Genomic DNA, 24,224 nt, shown 5'->3' with positions numbered 1-24,224 from the left:
TGAGCGAATTGGGGGGGGCGTGTGTGTGCTCTCCCCGGCGGTACGCCGGTCCGGGGGGGGCCCCCCCCCCCCGCCCCCCCCCACCACCCGCATGTCCGCTTACGGTCGTCCCGCTGTGAGTCGCCGATCAACGGCGGCCGCCCACAAGGGAGATCAGGGGGTGTGCTCGTGCGGATCGGACTCCTCACGGACGGTGGCTATCCGTATGCGACCGGTGAGTCCAGACTCTGGTGCGACCGTCTGGTGCGCGGTCTGCCCCAGCACGAGTTCGACCTCTTCGCGCTCAGCAGGTCCGCCGACCAGGAGCAGCAGGGCTGGGTCAGGCTGCCCGACCGGGTCGGCCGGGTGCGGACCGCGCCGCTGTGGACGTGCGAGGACGACGCCCTTCACGCCCGCCCCGCCCGGGGCCTGCCACGCAACTTCGCGACCGGCCTCGGGCGTTCGTACGGGCGGCGGGACCGGCGGCGCTTCACGGCGCACGTGACGCAACTCGTTGGCGCGGTCTGCGCGGGCGGCGACACCGGTCCGGAGTCCGGGGGACTGGTGGACACCGCCGCGGCGGCCCGGTTCACCGACGGCCTCTACGGGCTCGCCGAACTGGCCCGGGACCGGGGGGGACTGCCCACCGCCCTGCGCTCCGAGGCGACCGTACGCATCGTCGAGTCCGCCTGCCGCGCCCCGGGGACCGGGCGGACCGTGCACAGCGCCACCGTCCCCGACTACCTCGCCTTCGCGGCCGCGCTGGAGTGCGCCCTGCGCCCCCTGTCCCTCGACTGGTACGAGGATGACGGGCTCGGATCCGTCGACGTGTGCCACGCGGCCTCCGGCGGCGCCGCTGCCCTTCCCGGGCTGCTGGCCAAACGCTTCTTCGGCGTACCGCTGCTGGTGACGGAACACGGCGTACCGCTGCGCGCCCACTACCTCGCGGCGCCCGAGGGCGAGCTCGGCGCACCCGTACGCGCCCTGCTGGCCACCTTCCACGGGCTGCTCGCCTCGGAGGTCTACCAGCAGGCCGCACTCATCACCCCCGGAAACACCCATGTCCGCCGCTGGCAGGAGCGGTTCGGGGCCGAGCGCGGCAAGCTGCGCACCGTCTACCCGGGGATGGAGGCGCGGCGGTTCGGCGACGTGGGGGACCGGGACGACGCCGGCGGCCCCTGCACGCTGGTGTGGATCGGCCGGATCGAACCCGCCAAGGACCTGATCGCGCTGCTGCACGCCTTCGCCGAGGTGCGCCGGTCCGAGCCGGACACCCGGCTGCGCATCTTCGGCGCCCCGGTCCAGGGGGCCGAGGGTGAGACGTACCTGGACCGGTGCAAGGCGCTCGCCGCCCAGCTCTTCCCCGACGAGGCCATGGACGCGCACACCGTCGGCGACAGCCCCGTCACCTTCGAGGAGATCGGCGGACCGGAGGTACCCGACCTCGCGGAGGCCTACGCGGCGGGCGGGGTCGTCGTGCTGTCCAGTGTCGTGGAGGGCTTTCCCATCAGCCTCGTCGAGGCGATGTTCTGCGGAAGGGCCACCGTCTCGACGGACGTGGGCGCCGTGGTCGAGATCGTCGGCGGCACCGGCCTGGTCGTGCCCCCGCGCAATCCGCGGGCACTCGCCGACGCGTGCGTCGCGCTCCTACGCGACCCAGAGCGCCGGGCGCGTCTGGGAGCCGCCGCGCGCGCCAGGGCGCTCGAACTCTTCACGGTGGAGCAGAACCTCGCCGCGTTCCGCGGGATCTACCTGGACCTGGTGGGACAGGCCCCGGCTCGGTGGGCGGATCTGGCGGGGCCCGCGGACCCCGCCGGCCCGCCACGGCCCTTCGCCACACCCCCGGAGGCCCACGTGATGGGAGTACTGCCGCCCGAACCGGCGGCGTCGGGTGCGGCCAGGCTGCCGAGCTGGGCCCTCGGCGCCGAGGGCGTGTGCGCCGGCGCGCGCGGAGCGGGGGACGGGGATGCGTGACGAGACGAGCGGCCACGACCACGGAGGTGCCCCCATGGGCAGACCGACCGACGCACCGGACGCCGGGCAGGAGCCCGCGGACGAGAGCCGGGCTGCGGTCGGCTCCGCCGTCCGGGCACCCGAGATCGCCTACCGCCCCGCCCGCAGGACCGTCGCCCGGCGTGGACCCGCGGACCCGGTGAAGATGCTGATGCACCGCCACCGCGACCTCTGCGAGCGCGCCGTCGACCCGCTGGAGATCGCCGCCGGTCTGGAGGCGCACGGGCTCACCGACCGCGCCGCGGCCCGCTACCGGCACCGCGACGTTTTCTCGCTCGCGGAGGAGCTCTACGCCCGCGTCCCCGGTAGCGGCAGGTTCGTGCCACCCCCGCCGCAGCCCCGGCCGGACTCCGGGGGTGAAGAGCACGCCGGATGGACGCTGTCCGCCCTGCTGCCCGGCGCCGCGTGCCTCGCTACCGCCGGAGGGCTCCGCGCCACCGAAGGCCTGCTCGGCGGGGAGGCCCGCTTCGCGATGACCGCCGCGGGAGCGCTCCTCGTCGTGCTCGGACTCCGGCTCTGCCTGCGCGACGGCCCGCTGCGCGCCCCGGACGGCGTCGGGGGCGTCACGCTCTACGTCTGCTGGCTCCTCGGGTACGCCGTGTACGGCGACGACCTGATCGCCCAGGTCATCAGCGGCGGGCCCGAGGGTGGCTGGACGGCCTCGCCCGCCCCCCTGCTGGGGCTGGCACTGGCTCCGGCTCCCGCGGCCTGGTGCGCCCACCTCTTCGCCGTGCACGCGCGCCGCCGCCTCGCGGGCTCGCACGCCCTGTCGGAATTCGGCGCCGGCGTACGCCCGCTGCTCTTCGGCGTGGTGGCGCTCCTCCTCTGCGCACTGGCCGTCCTCCTGTACCTCGCCGACCTCGGATACGGCGGAACGCACGGCATCCCCGTGGGCGCGGCCGCTCTCGGCCTCCTCCTGTTCCTGGCCAGACTGCTCGCCGTCCACGGCTTCCCCGAACCCGCCGCCACCGGACTGGCGGCCGCCTGCGCCGTAGAGGTGGCGGCCCCCTTCCTGCTCCTCGCCGGGCGGCTGCCGGGCCTCGATCTCCTCGCCCGGCCGGTCGACTCCCTCGTCACCGTGGCGGGACCCGGCGGCGTATCCGCCCTCGCCTGCGGCGTCGCCGCCCTCGCGCTGCTGCTCCACGCATCGGTCACCCTCACGCGGGCCTCCGCCCACGCCCCGGCGTAGCCGGCCGCCCACCCCCGCGGAGCCGACGCCGCGGGTCTTCCTCCCGACACACACCTTCCTCAAGGAGACACCGGACATGACCCGCCAATCCCCCGCACCTGCCATGTGCCGTCGGCACCGAAGGGGTGCGCGATGAGGGTTCTGCTGCTCGGAGCCAACGGATTCCTCGGCCGCTTCGTCGCCGACCGCCTGCTCGCCGACCCGGCCGTGCACCTCACGGCCCTCGGCCGAGGCGACGACGCCGACGTACGGTTCGACCTCGCGGGCGGCAGCCCCGGCGCACTCACCCGCTTCCTGGACGCCGTCCACCCGGGGGTCGTCGTCAACTGCGCCGGTGCGACCCGTGGCGGCGCCCGCGACCTGACCCGGCACAACACCGTCGCGGTCGCCACGGTCTGCGAGGCCATGCGCCGCAGCAGTTGCAGCGCCCGCCTCGTCCAGATCGGCTGCGCCTCCGAGTACGGGCCCTCGCAGCCGGGCTCGTCCACCGCCGAGGACGCGGTGCCACGTCCCGGCGGTCCGTACGGCGTCAGCAAGCTGGCCGCCACGGAACTCGTCCTGGGCTCCGGCCTGGACGCGGTCGTGCTGCGGGTCTTCTCGCCGGTGGGGCCGGGTACCCCCGCCGGCTCCCCGCTCGGCAGGCTCGCGGAGACGATGCGCCGCGCCATGCAGACAGGCGATCCCGAACTCAGGCTCAGCGGGCTCGGAGTGCAGCGCGACTTCGTCGACGTACGGGACGTGGCACGCGCCGTGCACGCGGCTTCGCTCTCCGCCGCCCAGGGCGTGGTCAACATCGGTACGGGCCGTGCCGTACGGCTGCGCGACGCGGCGACCGTCCTGGCCAGGGTGGCCGGATACGCCGGCGCGCTGCACGAGCTGGACACGCCCCCCGCCCGGCTCCCGATCGGGGCCCCGCGGGCCTCGGCGGAGTCGATGGTGGAGCAGCTCGCCGTGACGCCGTCCCCCTACCCCGACGGCTGCGGTGCCTGGCAGCAGGCCGACGTGCGGACCGCCCGGGACCGGCTGGGCTGGCGCCCCCGCATCAACCTGGAGGAGTCGCTCGCCGACATCTGGATGGAGGCGGCGTGCCGCATCTGACCCGGCCCGGCGCCGCCGTGCGGACCGGCGGTGCCGAGCAGTTGGGCGTGGGCGTGCCCGGCTACGCCCACCCCTTGGTCGCGCCCGCCGAATGGGCCGGGCTCAGCAGGCCCGGCACACCCCTGCACTGGGCGGTCCTCAACATCGACAGGGGGCCGGGCAGCCGGCCCGACCCGCACTGTCTGGAGGCGGCCGGCCGGCTGCGGAACGCGCGCGAGCGGGCGCTGCACGGGGAGGCGCCCGACGACACCGTCCGGGCTTCGGGCGGCAGGCTGCTGGGCCACCTCGATCTGGCCTTCGGGGGCCGCCCCTTCGGTGAGCTCGTCGCCGACGCCCGGTCCTACCTCGACTGGTACCGCGTCGGCGGCTTCTACCTCGACCGCTGCCCCGGCGGGCGTGACCTGCTCCCGGCGGTCCGCCGCCTGACCGGTACGCTCACCGCGCTCCTGGCTGACAGCGACAGCGCGGACCCGGAGGGCGGCCGGCTGGTCCTGGGCCACGACACCCATCCGTATCCGGGCTACGCCGAGGCCGCCGACCAGCTGGTGACCTTCCGCGGGGCGTGGGCCGACTACCGCTGGTCACAGGTGGCGGAATGGACCGCGGGCTACGAGCCGGGCCGTTTCGCCCACTTCGTACACGGCGTCCCGCGCACCCATCTGGAGGAGGCCATGCGAATCGCTCGCTGGCAGGGCGCGGGCACGGTCTTCTTCACGGACCGGGACGGCATGAGGGGACAAACCGACCCATTCGAGACGCTGCCCAGTTACTGGGACGAATTCGTCTCGCGGATCGGACCTGGTATCTCGGAATGACGGGCGGCGTGGCAGTGTTACGGGAGAACAACCGTACGCAGATGAAGTACGTAGAAACCGACCACCTGCATTGTTGAGGTTCGTGTGTCGCTGCCACCCCTGGTCGAGCCGGCTGCCGAGCTCACCGTCGATGAGGTCCGCAGGTACTCCCGTCACCTGATTATCCCGGATGTCGGGATGGACGGTCAGAAGAGGCTGAAGAACGCCAAGGTGCTCTGTGTCGGCGCCGGCGGACTCGGTTCGCCGGCCCTGATGTACATGGCCGCGGCCGGTGTCGGCACGCTCGGCATCGTCGAGTTCGACGAGGTCGACGAGTCGAACCTGCAGCGCCAGGTCATCCACAGCCAGGCCGACATCGGCAAGTCCAAGGCCCAGTCGGCCAAGGAGACCGTGCAGGGGATCAACCCCCTGGTCAACGTCGTCCTTCACGAGGAGCGGCTCGAAGCCGACAACGTGATGGACATCTTCGCGCAGTACGACCTGATCGTGGACGGCACGGACAACTTCGCCACCCGCTATCTCGTCAACGACGCGGCGGTCCTGCTGAACAAGCCGTACGTCTGGGGCTCGATCTACCGCTTCGACGGCCAGGCGTCCGTGTTCTGGTCCGAGCACGGCCCCTGCTACCGCTGCCTCTACCCGGAGCCGCCGCCGCCCGGCATGGTTCCCTCCTGCGCCGAGGGCGGTGTCCTGGGTGTGCTCTGCGCGTCCATCGGCTCCATCCAGGTCAACGAGGCCATCAAGCTGCTCGCCGGCATCGGTGACCCGCTGGTCGGCCGCCTGATGATCTACGACGCGCTGGAGATGCAGTACCGCCAGGTGAAGGTCCGCAAGGACCCCGACTGCGCCGTCTGCGGCGAGAACCCCACCGTCACCGAGCTCATCGACTACGAGGCCTTCTGCGGCGTCGTGTCCGAAGAGGCCCAAGAGGCGGCGGCCGGTTCCACGATCACTCCCAAGCAGCTCAAGGAGTGGATCGACGGCGACGAGAAGATCGAGATCATCGACGTCCGTGAGCCGAACGAGTACGAGATCGTCTCGATCCCCGGCTCCCGGCTGGTCCCGAAGAACGAGTTCCTGATGGGCAACGCCCTCCAGGACCTCCCGCAGGACAGGCGCATCGTCCTGAACTGCAAGACCGGCGTCCGCAGTGCCGAGGTCCTCGCGGTCCTGAAGTCGGCGGGCTTCGCCGACGCGGTGCACGTCGGGGGCGGCGTCATCGGCTGGGTCAACCAGATCGAGCCCGAGAAGCCGGTCTACTAGTGAAGCCGGTCTACTAGTACCGCGACGGGGCAAAGCTTGCCGGGAGGGGCACTAGACCCGCTGCACGACCTACGAGAGGGCCGGTTCCCCTGCGGAGCCGGCCCTCTCGCGTGTCCGCCGCCTCCCGCTGGCTCCGCACCGTGCCCGCCGCTTCGCGTGTCCGGGCGTCCGTGTGCGCGCATCCGCGTCCCCTCCCGGTCCCCGCCGGTGGCCCGGGGGCTGCACCGGGTACCGTTGTCAGGCCGTCCAACGAGCGGTCACCCGCAGACCGTTCCCGACTCGGGAACCCTGCCCTCCAGCAGATAGCCGTCCACCGCCTTCTGCACGCAGGTGCTGCCACCGTTGTACGCCCCGTGGCCCTCGCCCTTGTACGTGAGCTCGATCCCGACGCCCTTGCCGAGCTCCGCGGCCATCGCCTTCGCGCCGGCGTAGGGGGTCGCGGGGTCGCCGGTGTTGCCGATGACCAGGATCGGCGCAGATCCCGGCGCGCTGACGTCCGGCGTCTCCCAGGCACCCGTGACGGGCCAGCCGGTGCAGGCCAGCAGGCCCCACCCCAGGTAGTCACCGAAGACGGGCGAGGCCTCCCGGAAGCGCGGAAGGGCCTTCCTGGTCTGCTCCAGGGTGAAGCGCTGCTTGGAGTCGGCGCAGTTGACGGCCGTGTTGGCGGCGTTCGAGTTGTCGTAGTGGCCGTCCTCGGAGCGGCCGTTCAGCGAGTCGGCGAGCGCGAGCAGCAGTCCGCCGTTGCCGCCGTCCGCTTCGTCGAGCCCCTGTTCCAGCAGCGGCCAGGTCTCCTTGGAGTAGAGGGCCGAGGCGATTCCAGTCGTGGCCTGGGTCTCCGTCAGCTCCCGCTCGCCCAGACCCGGGACGGGCTTCTTCTCCAGCTTGGCGAGGACGCCGACGATCCAGTCCTGCACCTCCTTGGAGGTGGCCCCGGGGATCCGGCAGTCGTCGCGTTCGGCGCAGTCGGCGGCGAAGTTGTCCAGGGCGAGCTGGAAACCCTCCGCCTGGCCGAGCGAGGACTCCAGGGCGTCCTCCGTCGGGTCGACGACGGCGTCGAGGACGGCCCGTCCGACGTTCTTCGGGTACAGGTGCGCGTAGACGCCGCCGAGTTCGGTGCCGTAGGAGATCCCGAAGTAGTACAGCTTGTCGTCGCCGAGCACCTGGCGCAGCAGGTCCATGTCCCGGGCCGCGTTCGTCGTGCCGACGTAAGGGAGTTCGTCCCCCGACTTCTCCTCGCAGTCCGCGATGTAGGATTTCTGGTCCTCGACGAAGGCCTTCTCCTCCTCGGCGTCGTCGGGTGTGCCGTCCTTCTCGTAGCGCGCGTCGAGCGTCGCGTCGTCCGAACATTCGACGCCTTCGCTGCGGCCGATCCCACGGGGGTCGAAGCTCACCAGGTCGTAACGGGTGCGGAGGCTGTCGTAGTCCGTGCCGAAGGACGGCAGCGTCGCGACACCGGAGGCACCCGGACCGCCGAAGTTGAAGACGAGCGAACCGATCCGGCGGTCCGGCTCCTTGGCGACGGCCCGGATGAGGGCCAGCTCGATGGTGCGGCCGTCCGGATCCGCGTAGTCGAGGGGCGCGTCCATGAAGGAGCACTGCCAGGCCGCGCCGCCCGGCAGGGGAGAGGGTGCCGTCCCCGTGCCCTGGGCGGCGTTGGGGGCCGGGCAGGGTTTCCAGTCGAGCTTCTGTGAGGTCAGCTTCCGCGCCGTCGCGGTGGGGGCAGCGGTCGAGGCGGCCGTCGGTGCCGACTTCTCTGTTCCCCCGTCGCCGTCCGAACAGCCCGCCAGCGGCAACAGCACGGTGGTGGCGAGGGCGGCGGCACGCAGAGCGGGGGAGGTCCTCATGGGCCCATCGTGCGGCGGGACGCGGGGGACCGCGCGGGGCGCGGTCCATGCGGGTGGCACATCCTCGCGCGTATGTTCTAGAGCTCCCCCTTGCGGGTCAGCTGGCTGAAGCAGATCCAGCCTGGGAGCACCGGGAGCCAGAGCGTCATCACGCGGTACAGGAGCACCGCCGGCGCCGCGACCTCCTTGGGGAGTCCGACCGCGATCAGCCCCAGCGTCAGCGCGCCCTCGACCGCGCCCACGCCACCTGGGGTCGGCGCCGCCGAACCCAGGGCGTTGCCCGCGAGGAAGACCACCGCGATGCTGGCGTAGCTGAGCTGGGGGACACCGGGACCGCTGAACGCCCGGATCGACGCGTCGAGGCAGAGGACGAACAGACCGGTCAGCAGCAGCATGCCACCGATGCCGGTGATCAGCTTCTGCGGCCGCTGCACGACGTCCAGCATGCGCGGCACGACCCCGGCGAACAGCGAGCGCACCCGGGTGACGACGAACTTCCGGAGGAACGGGATCGCCGTAACCACGAGTACGAGCACCGCGACCGTGAGCAGACCCGCGATCACCGTCCTCGACGGGGTCAGCGAGTCCGGGGTCTTCTCCGTACCCGTCAGGTAGCCGAAGAGCGCCAGCAGGAGGATGTGGCAGCCGAGGCCGAACAGCTGGGACGCGCCGACGCTCGCCACCGCGAGACCAGGGCGCACACCCGCGCGTTGCAGGAAGCGGGTGTTCAGGGCCACACCGCCCACCGCGGCGGGCGCCACGATCTTCACGAACGAGCCGGCCACCTGCGCCAGCACCGTCTTCCCGAACGGCACCCGCTCGGGCACGAAACCGAGCAGGCTCATCGCCGCGGCGACGTAGCTCAGCGCCGAGAAGCCCAGCGCCGCCGCAACCCAGCCCCACTCCGCCTGCTCCACCACCGTGCCGAAGTCGGCCTCGGTGACCTGCGAGATCAGGAAGTAGGCGGCGATGGAGCCCGCGATGAAGGTGAAGAGGGTGCGTGGCTTGATGCGCTCCAGCTGGACCGGTTCGACGGGCGCCTGCGGGCGGATCAGCAGCACCTCGCGCCGGATCTGCGCCAGCATGTCCTCCTCACGGGCCTCCTCCAGGGCATCGTCCATCGCCCGCTTCTCCGCCTGCTTCTCGGTGCGGAGCGACTTGCGGGCGGCCTTGCGGTCGCCGGACTCCGCCGGGGCGCCGTGCTCCTCCGCCCTGGCCTGCTTGGCCGCCTGCGAGGCCTCGAGAACCGCCTCGCGCTCGCGCTGCGAACGCTCCCGGGCGAGCCTGCGCAGCGTCGCCCGGGTCGAGCGGCTCAGTGCGATCGGCTGGAGCAGCGGCAGGCAGTCGGCGACGGCGTCGGGCCCGAGGACCGCGAGCGCGCCCGCTACGGCCCGTTCCGCCCCCACGCGCAGTCCCGTGGTGGCCAGCAGCTGGGCGACGTCCATCCGCAGGATCAGGTCACCCGCCGCGATCTCGCCGCCCTGCAGGTCGGTGACGAACACCGTGCCGGAACGATCCACCAGGATCGAGTCACCGGTGAGTGTGCGGTGTGCGATCCGCCGTGACTGGAGCGAGCGCACCTGGCGCCAGGCGCCCCGCACCAGGTCGTCGGTGATCTCCTCGTCCTCCATCGAGTCCAGCGAGCGCCCGCCGATGTGCTCGTAGACCAGCATCACGGCGTCGGGGCCGAGCTCGGAGGTGGCGATCAGCTTGGGCGCGTTGGCTCCTGCGGCGATCGCGGCGTACGCGAGGAGCGCTTCCTGTTCCAGCGCCTGGCGCAGGGACTGGATGGAGCGGCGCTGGGTGATGCTGCGCAGGGTCAGCCTGCGCCACACCCGGTAGAAGAAGCCCTGGGCCTGCTGCTCACGGTCGACGACCGTCACGTCCAGCGGTGGCCCGTCCTCCAGCGTGACCAGATAGCGGCGCCCCCGGTCGCCCTGGTCGAGGTTGTCGTGCGGCTCCTCGGTGCGCATCGCGGCCACCGGACGGAAGCCGACGTGGCGCAGACCGGCCATCAGGTGCTGACCCGTCGGGCGGACGTTCGGCGAACCGACGGCGTACAGCGTGCCGTAGGCCACCGTCCAGCCGATCAGCACGGTGAGGACGATCGAGAACGGTGTGGTGTAGCCGCCGACCAGCATCGCGAAGGCGTCGAGGAGCAGCACCACCCACAGCACGACCCGCCATCGGGGTCTGCGGGCCATCCCCACCGCGGTCATGTAGGCGATCACGGGCGCCAGATAGCCGTGCACGGGGTCGGTGAGCGCGGCCCCGGGCTGGGGCTGGGTCAGGGCGTCCCGGATGGTCTCCGAAGCCGATCTGGCCACCCAGAGGTCCGTGGCCAGGGTCACCCCGTGGGCCAGCACGGCGGAGAGCACGCCGTCCGCGATCCGCAGCCCGTCGCGTTTCACCAGGCGCTCGATCGCGAACGCGACCGGCACCAGGAGCACGGCGATGCTGGACACCAGCCCGGCGATCTTGATCAGCACGTCGGGCGCCTGGTCGGTGCCCTTGGAGATGTCGTTCTCGAGCCCGGTGGTGGTCCCCTGAGCGAAGGCCGCGATGGAGAACAGCAGAGCGATGGCGAGGACACCGATGAGGAGCCGCAGCAGATCGGACGGGCGGTGCACCCGTGCCGCGAGCAGCGGTTCGTCGCCCGACACCCGGTCGCTCAGCGCCGCGGCGGAGGAGAGCGTCGAGCCCGAGGCCTCCTTGCGGGCGGGCTCCGGGGCGTCCCCGGCCTCCGTGCCCCCGTCATGCCGGGTGCCGTCGGCGGGATCGCCCGGGGAGTCGTCAGGCGCGCCGGACGGGGCGCCCGCCGAATCCGGGCGCGGCTCCGCAGCAGAGGCGTCCGCCGCCTTCGGTGGCTGCACGCCCTGCTCCTTCGTCGCCTCTGATGGATCTTCGTGTTCTCGTATCACCGGTCACCGCCCGCACGATGGTGGCACGGCCCGCAGACAGAGGGGGGCATCAGGGTGCATTGCGCGGGTGCGATGCGCAACATTCGCGGCTTCGCGTGCGTCCGCAGAGCGTGTGACCTGGGTAACACCGAGCAGGGCCGGCTGTCGGTGGCGTACGGCAGGATGGGACGGATGAGCGAAGACCGGACAGGTGCCACGCCCGACGCCGCCGAACTGCCCGCCTACGCCGAGCGGGTCCTGGACGTGGCTGACCTGATCCCGCCCGGCCGCGTCATGACGTACGGCGACGTCGCCGAGTGGCTGGGCGACGGCGGACCGAGACAGGTCGGCCGGGTGATGGCGCTGTACGGCTCCGCGGTGCCCTGGTGGCGCGTGGTGCGGGCCGACGGTGCGCTGCTGCCGGGCCACGAGTTGCGGGCGCTCGACCACTACCGCGAGGAGGGGACACCGCTGCGTGCCGCCTCCCGGTCCTCGGACGGCCACCTCCCGCGCCTGGACATGCGGCGCGCCAGATGGGACGGGACGTCCCGCGCGGACCCCGGGGCCGACGGGGACGGCGAAGCGGACCGTGACTGAGGTCCGGACAGGCGGGGCTGCCGGTACGGGGACACGGGCGCGGGCGGTGTGCCGGACGGGGACGGCCGCCGCCACCGCGGTGCGGATGGTGTGCCGGACGAGTGCTGTCACCGGCGTGCGGGCGCGGGTGGTCCTGGCGAGGGCGAGAAAGCTCACATCCGACAGCTTCGGCCATCGTGCCCCGGTGGCACAGGCGGCTGGCCGGTGAGCTGGGCACACCGGATTCTCACCTGACGGGGGGCACGGCTGTCCCACTGCGTCCCGTCCCGTCCCTTCGCTGGCGTAGCGTCGTCCGGACGCGGCACACTCCGCTCCCTCGTCCGTTCTCCGCCGTCACCGGGCCCACCCGGCTCCGACAGCACCACCCGGCCGTACCAGTACACCCACCAGGACCGGCGATCCACGTGAGCTCCTCCTCCACCACCCGGCACAGCACCCACCGTCAGTCACGGCGGCGGGTTCCGGGCGCGTACCGGCTGGTGCGCACCCCGCCGGGCTCCGCGCGCCCCCCTCTCCTGGACGCCGCACAGCGCGCGGTGGCCGACCACCGGGAGGGCCCGCTGCTGGTCCTCGCGGGTCCGGGCACCGGCAAGACCACGACCCTGGTCGAAGCCGTCGCACGACGCGTGGCCGCAGGGGCCGACCCCACGCGCATCCTGGTCCTCACCTTCAGCCGCAAGGCGGCGGTCGAACTCCGCGACCGGATGGCGGCCCGGCTGGGCGGCGCCCGCGGCCCGCAGGCCACCACCTTCCACTCGTACTGCTACGCCCTGGTCCGCGCCCACCAGGACGCCGACCTGTTCGCCGATCCTCTGCGCCTGCTCTCCGGCCCCGAACAGGACGTCACCGTGCGGGAACTCCTCGCCGGCCAGGCCGGCCTGGAACGGACGGGGCTCGCCCATGTCCGCTGGCCGGACGAACTCCGCGCCTGCCTGACCACCCGGGGCTTCGCCGACGAGGTGCGCGCGGTGCTCGCCCGCAGCCGCGAGCTCGGCCTCGGCCCGGACGCGCTCGCCGACTTCGCCGGTCGCACCGGCCGCCCGGACTGGAGCGCCGCCGCGCAGTTCCTCGCCGAGTACCTGGACGTCCTTGACGCCCAGGGCGTCCTCGACTACGCCGAACTGGTCCACCGCGCGGTTCTCCTCGCCGAGCGCCCGGAGGTGGCAGCGGCACTGGCCCGCGACTACGACGCCGTCTTCGTCGACGAGTACCAGGACACGGACCCCTCCCAGGTGCGCCTGCTGCGCGCGCTCGCCGGCAACCCGGGGAGCGCCGCGCCCGGAACCGGCGGCGGACGTAGCCTGGTCGCCTTCGGTGACCCCGACCAGTCGATCTACGCCTTCCGGGGCGCCGACGTGAACGGCATCCTGGACTTCCCCGACACATTCCGTCGCGCCGACGGTGCGCCCGCCCCCGTCGGAGTCCTCACCACCTCGCGCCGTTCGGGCGCCCAACTGCTCGCTGCCACGCGCCTGCTCACCCGCCGGATGCCCCTCACCCGCCTGCCCTCGGACCGCGTCCGCGCCCATCGCGAGCCGACCGCCGCACGCGAGGGCGGCCGCGTCGAGGCGTACACCTATCCGACGGCCTCCGCCGAGCTGGAGAACATCGCCGATCTGCTCCGGCGCGCGCACCTGGAGGACGGCGTGCCCTGGCGCGACATGGCCGTCCTGGTGCGCGCCGGCGGGCGTTCGCTTCCTGGCGTGCGCCGGGCGCTCACCTTCGCCGGGGTTCCTCTGGAGGTGGACGGGGGCGATCTCCCCCTGCGTCACGAGCCCGCGGTCGCCCCGCTCCTGATGGCGCTGCGGACGGTCGCCACGGCCGCGCTCCACCCCGCGACGCCCGGACCGCCCGACGTTGTCGAGCCCTCAGCGTCCTCCGAGCCCTCAGCGTCCTCCGAGCCCTCCAGGGACGGGGCTGCCGGGGACGACGGCGCGGGAGCGGAGCGGTCCGGCCGGTTCGACACCGAGACCGCCCTGGCCCTCCTCACCTCGCCCCTCGGTTCCATGGACGCCGCCGACCTGCGGCGCCTCGGACGGGCCCTGCGCGACGAGGAGAGGGCCGCCGGGAACCACGTGCCACCCCCCTCAGGGGAGCTGCTGGCCCGTGCACTTGCCGAGCCCGAACGGCTGGTCACACACGACCCCGCGTACGCCCGCGGCGCGCAGCGCCTCGGCGCACTCCTGCGCAAGGCACGTGAACTCCTCGAGGGCGGCGGCACCGCCGAGGAGGCACTCTGGACCCTCTGGAACGGCACCCCCTGGCCCGGCCGCCTGGAGCGCGCGGCGCTGCGCGGCGGCGCGGGCGGCCGGAACGCCGACCGGGACCTCGACGCCGTGTGCGCCCTCTTCGACACCGCCGCGCGGGCCGAGGAGCGCACCGGAGGGCGGGGCGCGCTCAACTTCCTGGAAGAGGTCGACGCCCAGGACATCGCCGCCGACACCCTGTCCCGGCGGGCCGTGCGTCCCGACGCCGTACGCCTGATGACCGCGCACCGCTCCAAGGGCCTGGAATGGCCCCTGGTGGTCGTCGCGGGGGTGCAGGAGGGGCTCTGGCCCGACCTTCGACGCCGCGGATCACTCCTGGAAGCAGACCGTATCGGCCGCGACGGCCTCGCCGAGCCGCTCACCCCGGGGGCGCTCCTGGCCGAGGAACGGCGGCTGTTCTACGTCGCCGCCACCCGCGCCCGCGACCGCCTGGTCGTCACAGCCGTGAAGGCCCCCGCTGACGACGGCGACCAGCCGTCCCGCTTCCTCACCGAGCTCGGCGTCGAGCCACGTGACGTCACCGGCCGCCCCCGCCGTCCGCTCGCGGTGGCCGCCCTCGTCGCCGAACTGCGTGCCACGACCGTCGACCCCGAGGCCTCGGGCGCTTTGCGCGACGCCGCGGCCCGTCGGCTCGCCCGGCTCGCGGCGCTCAGCGACGACGAGGGGCAGCCGCTCGTGCCGGCCGCCCATCCGCACCGCTGGTGGGGGCTGAACGAGCCGACCCGCTCCGAGGTCCCGCTGCGCGACCGGGACCGCCCCGTCGCGCTCTCCGGGAGCGCGCTCGACCAGCTCGCCAACACCTGCGCCCTCCAGTGGTTCCTGGGCCGCGAGGTGAAGGCCGACGCCCCGGCGACCGCCGCCCAGGGCTTCGGCAACGTCGTCCACGTCCTGGCGGACGAGGTGGCCTCCGGGCGCACCGCCGCCGATCTGGACGTGCTGATGGAACGGCTCGACTCCGTATGGGACGGCCTGGTCTTCGACGCCCCGTGGAAGTCGCAGCAGGAGAAGGACCAGGCGCGTGCGGCTCTGGAGCGCTTTCTGAGCTGGCACGTCATGGACCGTGCCGGCCGCACCCCCGCGGCCAGCGAGCACGACTTCGACGTCACCCTCGAAGCCGGTGAGTACGCGGTACGCATCCGGGGTTCCATGGACCGGGTCGAGCAGGATGCCCAGGGCCGGGCGTACGTCGTCGATTTCAAGACGGGCAAGGGGGCTCCGACCAGGGACGAGGTGGCCGCCCATCCTCAGCTCGCCGTCTACCAGCTGGCTGTCGGGGAAGGCGCCGTCGACGACGTCTTCGACGGCCGGCGCCCCGAATCCGGCGGGGCCGAGCTGGTGCAGCTGCGCCAGCCCGCCCCGAAGAAGGAGGGTGGCGACGCCCTTCCCAAGGTGCAGGCCCAGGAACCCCTCTCCGGGGAATGGGTCTCGGACCTGCTCGCCACGGCAGCCGGCCGCGTCCTGGACGAACGGTTCACCCCCACCACGGGGCAGCACTGCACCCACTGCTCGTTCCGGGCGTCGTGCAGCGCGCAGCCCGAAGGCCGTCAGATCATCGAATGATCTTCCCGGCGGAATGTGCGCGGGGCGACGTTGTCGGTGAGTCCGGTTAGCCTTCCTGGAGTGTCCTCCCGCATCACCGATCCCGAGCAGCTCAAGGAGCTCCTCGGGATCCCCTTCACCCCGGAGCAGACGGCCTGCATCACCGCGCCGCCCGCCCCGCAGGTGATCGTCGCCGGAGCGGGCTCGGGGAAGACGACGGTGATGGCCGCCCGGGTGGTGTGGCTGGTCGGGACCGGGCAGGTCGCACCGGAGCAGGTGCTCGGCCTGACCTTCACGAACAAGGCGGCCGGCGAGCTCGCCGAGCGGGTGCGGAAGGCACTCGTCGCGGCCGGGGTCACCGACCCCGACGTCATCGACCCGGACAACCCTCCGGGCGAACCCAGCATCTCCACGTACCACGCCTTCGCCGGACGGCTCCTGACCGAACACGGCCTGCGTATCGGTCTCGAACCGACGACCCGCCTGCTCGCCGACGCCACCCGGTACCAGCTCGCCGCACGTGTGCTGCGCGAGGCACCCGGTCCCTACCCGGCGCTGACCAGATCCTTTCCCACCCTCGTCAGCGACCTGCTGGCCCTGGACGCCGAGCTCGCCGAGCACCTCGTGCCGCCCGGACAGCTCGCGGAGCACGACACCGGGCTGCTCCACGCGCTCGGGACGGCCAAGCTCACCAACGCGGACCTGCGGAAGATCCCCGAGACGGCGGAGGCCCGCCGCGAACTCCTCGAACTGACGCGGCGCTACCGGGCGGCCAAGCGCGGCCGCGACCTCCTCGACTTCGGCGACCAGATCGCCCTCTCCGCCGAGCTGGCACTCACCCGCCCCGAGGTCGGTGCGATCCTCCGGGACGAATTCCGCGTCGTCCTGCTCGACGAGTACCAGGACACCTCCGTGGCCCAGCGGCTGCTCCTGGCGGCACTCTTCGGCGGCGGGGGCGACAGCGGTACTGCCGGCCACGCCGTCACGGCGGTCGGCGACCCCTGCCAGGCGATCTACGGCTGGCGCGGGGCCTCGGTGGCGAACCTCGACGACTTCCCCGACCACTTCCCCCACGCCGACGGGACCCCCGCCACCCGCTACTCCCTCAGCGAGAACCGCCGCAGCGGCGGCCGCCTCCTCCACCTCGCCAACGGCCTCGCCGAGCCGCTGCGCGCCATGCACGAGGGGGTCGAGGCGCTGCGCCCCGCACCCGGAGCCGAACGGGACGGCGTGGTCAGGTGCGCTCTGCTGCGCACCCACGCCGAGGAGATCGACTGGCTCGGAGAATCGCTCGCCCATCTCGTGCGGACGGGGACGGCGCCGGGTGAGATCGCCGTCCTGTGCCGTACCGCAGGGGACTTCCCCCGTATCCAGGCGGCCCTCGTCGCCCGGGACATCCCGGTCGAGGTCGTCGGCCTGTCCGGTCTCCTGCACCTGCCCGAGGTCGCCGACCTCGTCGCCGTCTGCGAGGTACTCCAGGACCCGGGGGCGAACGCCTCGCTCGTCCGGCTGCTCACCGGGCCGCGCTGGCGCATCGGCCCCCGGGACCTCGCTCTCCTGGGCCGCCGGGCCCGGCTCCTCGTCCACCGCTCCACCCCGGGTGACGAGGACACCGACCCCGGCCGCCGCCTGGCCGAGGCCGTCGAGGGCGTGGACCCGTCCGAAGTGATATCGCTCGCCGACGCCCTCGACACCTTCCTGGAGTCCGCAGGGTCCGGGGACGACAGACTGCCGTTCTCCGCCGAGGCCCGCGTCCGCTTCGCCCGTCTCGCAGCCGAGCTCCGCGACCTGCGCCGGTCGCTGGCCGACCCCCTCATGGACGTCCTGCACCGCGTCCTGGCGACGACCGGGCTCGAGGTGGAGCTCTCCGCCTCACCGCACGCCCTGGCCGCCCGCCGCCGGGAGACCCTCGCCAACTTCCTGGACGTCGCGGCAGGCTTCGCCGCCGTGGACGGGGAAGCGACCCTGCTCGCCTTCCTCGGCTTCCTGCGCACCGCCGCCCAGTACGAGAAGGGCCTGGACAACGCCCTGCCCGGCGGCGAGAACACCGTCAAGGTCCTCACCGCCCACAAGTCCAAGGGCCTGGAGTGGGACGTCGTCGCCGTCCCGGGACTGGTCACCGGCCAGTTCCCCAGCACACAGTCCCGGGACGCGTGGACCTCGCAGTCCCATGTCCTCCCGCACGCCCTGCGCGGCGACGCGGCCACGCTCCCCGCCATCCACTCCTTCGACGCCAAGGGCCTCAAGGAGTTCAAGGAGGAGATGACGGAGCACCAGCGCACCGAGGAACTCCGCCTCGGCTACGTCACCTTCACCCGCCCCCGCACCCTGCTGCTCGGTTCGGGCCACTGGTGGGGCCCCTCCCAGAAGAAGCCCCGCGGCCCGTCCGCCTTCCTGGACGCGCTGTACGAGCACTGCGCGGCCGGGTACGGCGAGATCGAGGTGTGGGCGGACGAGCCCGAGGCGGACGAGGAGAACCCGGCTCTCCAGGAGGAGGGCGCCGACCGGGCCTGGCCGCTCCCGCTGGACGCCACCGCCATGGTCCGCCGCCGCGCCGCCCGGGACACGGTGCTGGCCCACCTGGACGCCCTGGCGGCCACGCCCCTGGCTCAGGAGCGCGAGCACGGGCGTCGGGGGCCCGACGAGGAGTCACCGTACGAGCCGCCTCTCCACGAGGAGGAACCGCCCCACGAGCCTCCCTTCGACGACGAGGAGCCGCCGTACGACGAGGAGCCGCCGTACGACGAGGCCGGCGCCCCGTACGACGACCCGCACCCGGACGGCGCCCCCCTCAGGGACTACGACCCGTTCCCGCACGGTGTCCCCGGGCAGGGCGGTAGCGGGGCGCCGCCGGCGCGCCCCGCGCCTCATGTCCCCGCGGCCCGTGCCCCCGCCGACACGGGCCTCACCCCGGAGGAGTCCCGCACCCTCGCCTCCTGGGACCGCGATCTCGACGCCCTCGCCGGCGAACTGCGTCGCGCCCGCGCCACCGTGCGCGACGTCGTCGTACCCTCCACGCTCTCCGCGACCCAGCTGCTGCACCTCGCCGACGACCCCGACGGCTTCGCCCAGGAGCTGGCCCGGCCCATGCCCCGGGCCCCGCAGCCCGCCGCCCGCCGGGGGACGCGTTTCCACGCGTGGGTCGAGTCGCGCTTCGAGGAACTTCCGCTGCCCATGCTCGGCCCGGACGAACTCCCCGGGGGCGAGGGCAGCGACACGGAGATCGCCGACGAACGCGACCTCGCCGAGCTGAAGGAGGCCTTCGAACGCACGGAGTACGCCCGGCGCACTCCGTACCGCGTCGAGACGCCGTTCCAGATCGCCCTCGGGGGCCGGGTGATCCGCGGCCGCATCGACGCGGTCTACCGCACGGGGGAGGCGTACGAGATCGTCGACTGGAAGACCACCAGGCACCGCACCGCTGACCCGCTACAGCTCGCGGTCTACCGCCTGGCCTGGGCCGAACTGCACGGTCTGCCGCTGGAAGCGGTCACCGCGACCTTCCTCTACGTGCGCACCGGGGAGACGGTCAGGCCCACCGGGCTGCCGGGCCGGGCGGAGCTGGAGAAGCTCCTGCTGGACGAGCCACCTCCGCAGGGCCGATAGGCTCATGGACATGAGCGACACCTCGGACAGCGCAGTCCGTACGTACACCGAGCAGCACCGCACAGCCTTCCTCGACGACCTCGCCGAGTGGCTGCGCATCCCGTCCGTATCCGCCCAGCCGGAGCACGACGGGGACGTACGGCGCAGTGCCGAATGGCTGTCCGCCAAGCTCGCCGAGACCGGCTTCCCGGTCACCGAGATCTGGGAGACACCCGGCGCCCCGGCCGTCTTCGCCGAGTGGCCGTCGGACGACCCGGACGCACCCGTCGTCCTCGTCTACGGGCACCACGACGTGCAGCCCGCGGCCCGGGAGGACGGCTGGAGCACCGACCCGTTCGACCCCGTCATCCGCGAGGGCAGGATGTACGGGCGGGGCGCGGCCGACGACAAGGGCCAGGTGTTCTTCCACACACTCGGCGTCCGCGCCCACCTCGCGGCGACCGGACGCACCACCCCGGCCGTACACCTCAAGCTCCTCGTCGAGGGCGAGGAGGAGTCCGGTTCCCCGCACTTCCGCGCACTGGCCCAGGGGCGGGCCGCCCGGCTGGCAGCGGATGCCGTGATCGTCTCCGACACCGGCATGTGGGACGAGAACACCCCCACCGTCTGCACCGGAATGCGCGGCCTCGCCGAATGCGAGATCGAGCTCTTCGGACCCGGGCAGGACATCCACTCCGGATCCTTCGGCGGAGCCGTGCCCAACCCGGCGACCGCCCTCGCCCGGCTCGTCGCCGCCCTCCACGACGAGGACGGAAGGGTCGCGGTCCCGGGCTTCTACGACGGGGTCGCCGAACTCACCGAAACCGAGCGTGCCCTCTTCGCCGAGCTGCCCTTCGACGAGGCCACCTGGCTTCGCACCGCCTCGTCCCGGGCCACCGCCGGCGAGACCGGCTACTCCACGCTGGAGCGTGTCTGGGCCCGTCCCACCGCCGAGGTCAACGGCATCGGCGGCGGCTACCAGGGGGCGGGCAGCAAGACCGTCATCCCGTCGTCGGCCATGGTGAAGCTGAGCTTCCGGCTGGTCGCCGGCCAGGACCCGGACCGCGTCCAGGAACTGGTCCGCGGCTGGGCCGAGAGCAGGATCCCGGCCGGCGTCCGACACCGGATCACCTTCTCCCCGGCCACGCGCCCCTGTCTGACACCCCTGGACCACCCCGCCCTCCAGGCGGTCGCCCGGGCCATGGGGCGGGCCTTCGGGACGAAGATCCTCTTCACCCGCGAGGGAGGCTCCGGACCCGCCGCCGATCTGCAGGACGTACTCGGCGCACCCGTCCTCTTCCTGGGCATCTCCGTACCGTCCGACGGCTGGCACGGTCCCGACGAGAAGGTCGAGCTGGACCTTCTCCTCAAGGGCGTGGAGACCACCGCCCATCTGTGGGGCGAGCTGGCCGCCGCACTCCGCTGAATCCTCTGAACGCCCGATCCACCCCCGGGGGAGTAGGAAGCACCTGTGAGCACCTTCGACAACGCCACCACAGACCGCCCGATCGGTCTCACCGCGCCCAGCGGCATCGACCGCGCCGCGCACCACCGGCTCGACGAGGCCTGGCTCGCTGCGGCCTGGAGCCACCCGACGACCAGAGTCTTCGTCGTCTCGGGGGGCCAGGCGCTCATCGACGACACCGCCGACGGTGGCACCGAACTCGTCATGACGCCCGCCTTCGAGGCGCCGGTCACGGAGACCCACCGCTACTTCCTGGGTACCGACGAGGAGGGCGTGAGCTACTTCGCACTTCAGAAGGACTCACTGCCCGGCCGCATGGACCAGTCCGCGCGCCCGGCCGGGCTGCGTGAGGCAGGGCTGCTCCTCGGCCCTCGGGACGCCGGGCTCCTGGTGCACGCCGTGGCGCTGGAGAACTGGCAGCGGCTGCACCGCTTCTGCTCGCGGTGCGGCGAACGCACCGTCATCGCCGCGGCCGGTCACATCCGCCGCTGCCCCGCCTGCGGGGCGGAGCACTACCCGCGGACCGACCCCGCTGTGATCATGCTGGTCACCGACGACCAGGACCGCGCCCTGCTGGGGCGCCAGGTGCACTGGCCGGAGGGGCGTTTCTCGACGCTCGCCGGTTTCGTCGAACCGGGTGAGTCGATCGAGCATTCGGTGGCCCGCGAAGTGTTCGAGGAGGCGGGGGTGACCGTCGGCGAGGTCGAGTACGTCGCCAGCCAGCCGTGGCCCTTCCCGTCCAGCCTGATGCTCGGCTTCATGGCCCGTGCCACCTCGTCCGAGATCACCGTGGACGGGGAGGAGATCGAGGAGGCCCGCTGGTTCTCCCGGGAGGAGCTGACAGCGGCCTTCGACTCCGGCGAGGTACTGCCCCCGTTCGGGGTCTCCATCGCCGCGCGCCTCATCGAGCTCTGGTACGGCAAGCCACTTCCGCGGCCGGGCAACGCGGCCTGACGGCACCCACGCGGGACATCCGCGTACGACAGAGGGCCCCCGCCGAGGCGGGGGCCCTCCGAGGATCGGGATCTCCCCGATCAGGCGCCGATCTTCTGCTTGACCTGGGCCAGCGACGGGTTCGTCAGCGTCGAACCATCGGGGAACAGTACGGTCGGCACGGTCTGTAGAGTTCGCTCCTAGCGGGGGTGGCCAGGGAGGGCCGCCCCATGTCCGGGGAGGGGGAGTTCGTGAGCGACAAGCCCAGGGCTCTCGGCGTGGTCCGTCTGTCAGTGAGCAACGAGCACCAGACGGGCGAGGAAACGCAGCGCACCCGCATCAGTAAGCGGGCGGATGCCGAAGAGATGGAGCTGGTCGACTTCGCCGTCGACATCGATGTGTCGGCCTCGATCTCACCATGGATGCGCCCGTCCTTGGGCGACTGGCTGAACAACAGGAAGGACCAGTTCGACCACATCGTCATCTTGAAGATCGATCGCATCGCACGGTCGGTGCGCCATCTCTCGGACGTCATCGAGTGGTGTGAGGCGAACGGCAAGGGCCTGATCTCTTGCGAGGAGGGGTTCGACCTTTCGAAGCCGTGGGGCAAGACGATCGCCAAGATCCTGGCCGTGGTCGCAGAGGCGGAGCTGGACGCGATCAAGGCCCGAAACAAGGCTTCCCGGGAGACCATGCGGAAGACCGGCCGCTGGCCGGGTGGCCTTGTCCCGTTCGGACGCAGAGCGGTGAAGGGCGACGGGGGCTTCACGCTGGAACTCGACCCCGAGTACGGCCCGACGCTGATCGAGATGATCCGGCACTTCATCGAGAAGCCGAGCTTCTCGGCCGTCGCCGACTGGCTGAACGAGCAAGGCGTACCCACGGCTCAGGACATCGCTCGTATCCGCGCGGCGGCAGGCGAGAGCACAACTCGACTGGCGGACCCAAAGCCTCGGGGAGCCAGGTGGACGCCGACCACAGTGCAAGCCGTACTGACCAGCCGCTCTCTGCTCGGGGAGTACGTACGTGCCACTGGTGCCGTTGTCCGTAACGACGACGGCACACCCGTCACGCGCTCTGAGCCGGTACTGAACGAGGAGGAGTGGACGAAGCTGTCGGAAGCCGTCGCCTCGGTCAAGTACAAGAAGCAGAAGGGCTCTACGTCGCCGACGGTGGGTGTGACGTTCTGCCTGTTGTGCGGAAGCGCCCTCTACTTCGTGAAGGGCGACCCGGCCAAGGGCAAGCGCGAGCGGTACCGCTGTCACGGCAACAAGAGCAAGGGCATCCAGGCATGCCCGAAGCAGAGGTTCTGGGCCGAAGACCTGTACCCCTGGCTGGAGTCGACCCTGTTGGGCGAGATCGGTCACCTGGAACGGATGGAGTCGAAGACGACCATCGACGACAGCCGTGCGGCGAAGCTCGCCGTGATCGACGGCAAGATGAACCAGCTCCTGAAAGAACTCCAGCAGGACGAGATCAGCGCCGTCGCGTACGCCTCGCAAGTCGCCAGCCTTGCCCAGGACCGGGAGAAGGTCACCAACCAGGAGGGGCCGAAGCCGGTGACAGTATGGACGGGTACGGGCGAGGGCTACGCGGAGTGGTGGGAGCGGTCGAGCGTCGACGAACGGCGCGAGTGGCTGAAGAAGCACAAGGTCAAGGCGTACTTCGGACATGACGTCCTGGCCATCGATCCCGGCGACCTGATCGAGAACATCAAGCAGCAGGGCATCACGTACTGGGATGTGCCCTCCAAGTCTTCTCAGGTGCTCTCACCGATCACGCCGATCTCCTTGCACGGAAAGCCGTACGAGAAGCCGAAGCCGCTTACGGGTGTGGAGTGGGAGATTGTCAGCCGCTGGGAGGACTTCGAAGCGGAACGGGCAGCGCAGCAGGTGAAGGCCGAGGAGAAAGCGAAGGGCGCAGAGGGAGCCGAGAGGGTTCTGACCTCTGCCTGATGCAGGCTGAGCAACCGAGGAAGGCCCCCGGCCTGGGGGCCTTCTGTCTTCCGGGCAGATGGGCGGCGGCTCGTGCCCTGCTTCTTGAAGCCGGTCGGTCAAGGCGTCGTAATCGAAGTCCACCGGCAAGGGGGCTGCGTACGCGTCTCCGAACCAGCGTCGACGCTGTTCCTCTTGCTTGACCTTGCCAAGATCTACGAAGGACAAGGTGGGAGCCGAAGGCCCCCCAAGGGAGCCAGCCCCTTCGTCTTCCTGCTGGGGGCCGCTTACGCGGCCCACCTTCGCCGGCTGCTTGCGCCCTTCGTCTTCGCCCTGTCGGCCCCCTACGGGGGGCCGCTCTTCGCCTACCGGCTTGCTCTTCGCCGCTGGCTCCTCACTCCTGCCGCCGTCGCTCTTGAAGGTATGTAGGTTGTATGGCTCCTCAGCCATACCCCCCTGAACTTCGGCAAGGTGAGTCGGTAGATCACTGGACCGTCCGGCACCTTGCCTGTCTTCGTGAGCCAGCCCGCCCTACGCAGCTTGCCAACGATCTTGTTGACCGTCTGCTCTGGAGCCTTCCCGCCGTAGCCGAGTTCTCTGGCGATCGTTCCGTTCCCCTCTCTGTCAGCCTTGGGTGAGACGCCCCGCTTCGTCGGGTTAGCCTGAGAGGGCACGACAGGAGAACCACCCCCTCATGACCAGCACCAAGCCCGCCGGATCCGACCCGGCCCCCAGGCCGAAGCGCCGCACCTTCAGTCCCGAGTACAAGCTGCGGATCGTGGCCGAGTACGACGCCGCGCCCA

The 24,224-nt window shown here is 72.1% G+C and carries 14 protein-coding genes and 1 pseudogene; 12 read left to right on the top strand and 3 right to left on the bottom strand.

Annotation, left to right across the window (positions count from 1 at the left end; genetic code table 11):
• Window positions 1-168 precede the first annotated feature (168 nt).
• The 5 genes from ACFU5K_RS04590 (at window position 169) to moeZ (ending at window position 6,357) form a co-directional block, all read left to right on the top strand.
• A complete protein-coding gene (locus tag ACFU5K_RS04590; protein WP_384056716.1) occupies window positions 169-1,953 on the top strand; it encodes a DUF3492 domain-containing protein in 1,785 nt (594 codons plus the stop codon).
• Window positions 1,954-1,987: 34 nt separating this feature from the next.
• A complete protein-coding gene (locus ACFU5K_RS04585; RefSeq protein WP_384056713.1) occupies window positions 1,988-3,181 on the top strand; it encodes a hypothetical protein in 1,194 nt (397 codons plus the stop codon).
• 132 nt (window positions 3,182-3,313) lie between these two features.
• Window positions 3,314-4,279, top strand: coding sequence for an NAD-dependent epimerase/dehydratase family protein (locus ACFU5K_RS04580; protein ID WP_384056710.1), 966 nt, complete (start codon window positions 3,314-3,316; stop codon window positions 4,277-4,279).
• Window positions 4,267-5,094 (top strand): spherulation-specific family 4 protein, encoded by an 828-nt coding sequence (locus tag ACFU5K_RS04575; RefSeq protein ID WP_384056707.1) that lies wholly within the window; start codon window positions 4,267-4,269, stop codon window positions 5,092-5,094. Before ACFU5K_RS04580 ends, ACFU5K_RS04575 begins: the two co-directional genes overlap by 13 nt.
• An 84-nt stretch (window positions 5,095-5,178) precedes the next feature.
• Window positions 5,179-6,357, top strand: a complete 1,179-nt coding sequence (gene moeZ / locus ACFU5K_RS04570) for an adenylyltransferase/sulfurtransferase MoeZ (RefSeq protein WP_327114946.1) — start codon at window positions 5,179-5,181, stop codon at window positions 6,355-6,357.
• 257 nt (window positions 6,358-6,614) lie between these two features.
• Here moeZ and ACFU5K_RS04565 read toward each other — a convergent pair whose 3' ends face one another.
• Complete coding sequence (locus ACFU5K_RS04565) at window positions 6,615-8,201, bottom strand: alpha/beta hydrolase (protein WP_384056704.1); 1,587 nt, start codon at window positions 8,199-8,201, stop codon at window positions 6,615-6,617.
• Window positions 8,202-8,278: 77 nt separating this feature from the next.
• Complete coding sequence (locus tag ACFU5K_RS04560) at window positions 8,279-11,074, bottom strand: lysylphosphatidylglycerol synthase domain-containing protein (protein ID WP_384056701.1); 2,796 nt, start codon at window positions 11,072-11,074, stop codon at window positions 8,279-8,281.
• Between the two features lie 219 nt (window positions 11,075-11,293).
• Between ACFU5K_RS04560 and ACFU5K_RS04555 the strand changes: the two genes are divergently transcribed.
• From ACFU5K_RS04555 to nudC, 5 genes are all read left to right on the top strand, one after another.
• Window positions 11,294-11,698, top strand: coding sequence for an MGMT family protein (locus ACFU5K_RS04555; protein WP_384056698.1), 405 nt, complete (start codon window positions 11,294-11,296; stop codon window positions 11,696-11,698).
• A gap of 404 nt (window positions 11,699-12,102) precedes the next feature.
• Entirely contained in the window at window positions 12,103-15,525 is a 3,423-nt protein-coding gene (locus ACFU5K_RS04550) for an ATP-dependent helicase (RefSeq protein ID WP_384056695.1), read from the top strand.
• Window positions 15,526-15,585: 60 nt separating this feature from the next.
• Window positions 15,586-19,110: an ATP-dependent DNA helicase gene (locus ACFU5K_RS04545; RefSeq protein ID WP_384056691.1), complete on the top strand. Its 3,525-nt coding sequence runs from the start codon at window positions 15,586-15,588 to the stop codon at window positions 19,108-19,110.
• Between the two features lie 10 nt (window positions 19,111-19,120).
• Complete coding sequence (locus ACFU5K_RS04540; RefSeq protein WP_384056688.1) at window positions 19,121-20,515, top strand: dipeptidase; 1,395 nt, start codon at window positions 19,121-19,123, stop codon at window positions 20,513-20,515.
• A 45-nt stretch (window positions 20,516-20,560) separates the two neighbouring features.
• The gene (gene nudC / locus ACFU5K_RS04535; protein WP_384056685.1) at window positions 20,561-21,508 is read left to right on the top strand and encodes an NAD(+) diphosphatase; all 948 of its coding nucleotides are present in this window, start codon (window positions 20,561-20,563) and stop codon (window positions 21,506-21,508) included.
• Window positions 21,509-21,588: 80 nt separating this feature from the next.
• Here the strand turns inward: nudC and ACFU5K_RS04530 are convergent.
• Window positions 21,589-21,675: pseudogene (locus ACFU5K_RS04530) on the bottom strand (NrdH-redoxin); the annotation flags it as partial.
• Between the two features lie 42 nt (window positions 21,676-21,717).
• Between ACFU5K_RS04530 and ACFU5K_RS04525 the strand changes: the two are divergent.
• A complete protein-coding gene (locus ACFU5K_RS04525) occupies window positions 21,718-23,442 on the top strand; it encodes a recombinase family protein (protein WP_384056682.1) in 1,725 nt (574 codons plus the stop codon).
• Between the two features lie 174 nt (window positions 23,443-23,616).
• Window positions 23,617-23,850, top strand: coding sequence for a hypothetical protein (locus ACFU5K_RS04520; RefSeq protein ID WP_384056679.1), 234 nt, complete (start codon window positions 23,617-23,619; stop codon window positions 23,848-23,850).
• Window positions 23,851-24,224 lie beyond the last annotated feature (374 nt).

It is taken from the genome of Streptomyces sp. NPDC057428, from assembly GCF_042803195.1.
Lineage (GTDB): Bacteria > Actinomycetota > Actinomycetes > Streptomycetales > Streptomycetaceae > Streptomyces.
The sequence above is the reverse complement of the archived record's forward strand: the minus strand, read 5'-3'. Positions and strand labels throughout refer to the sequence as shown.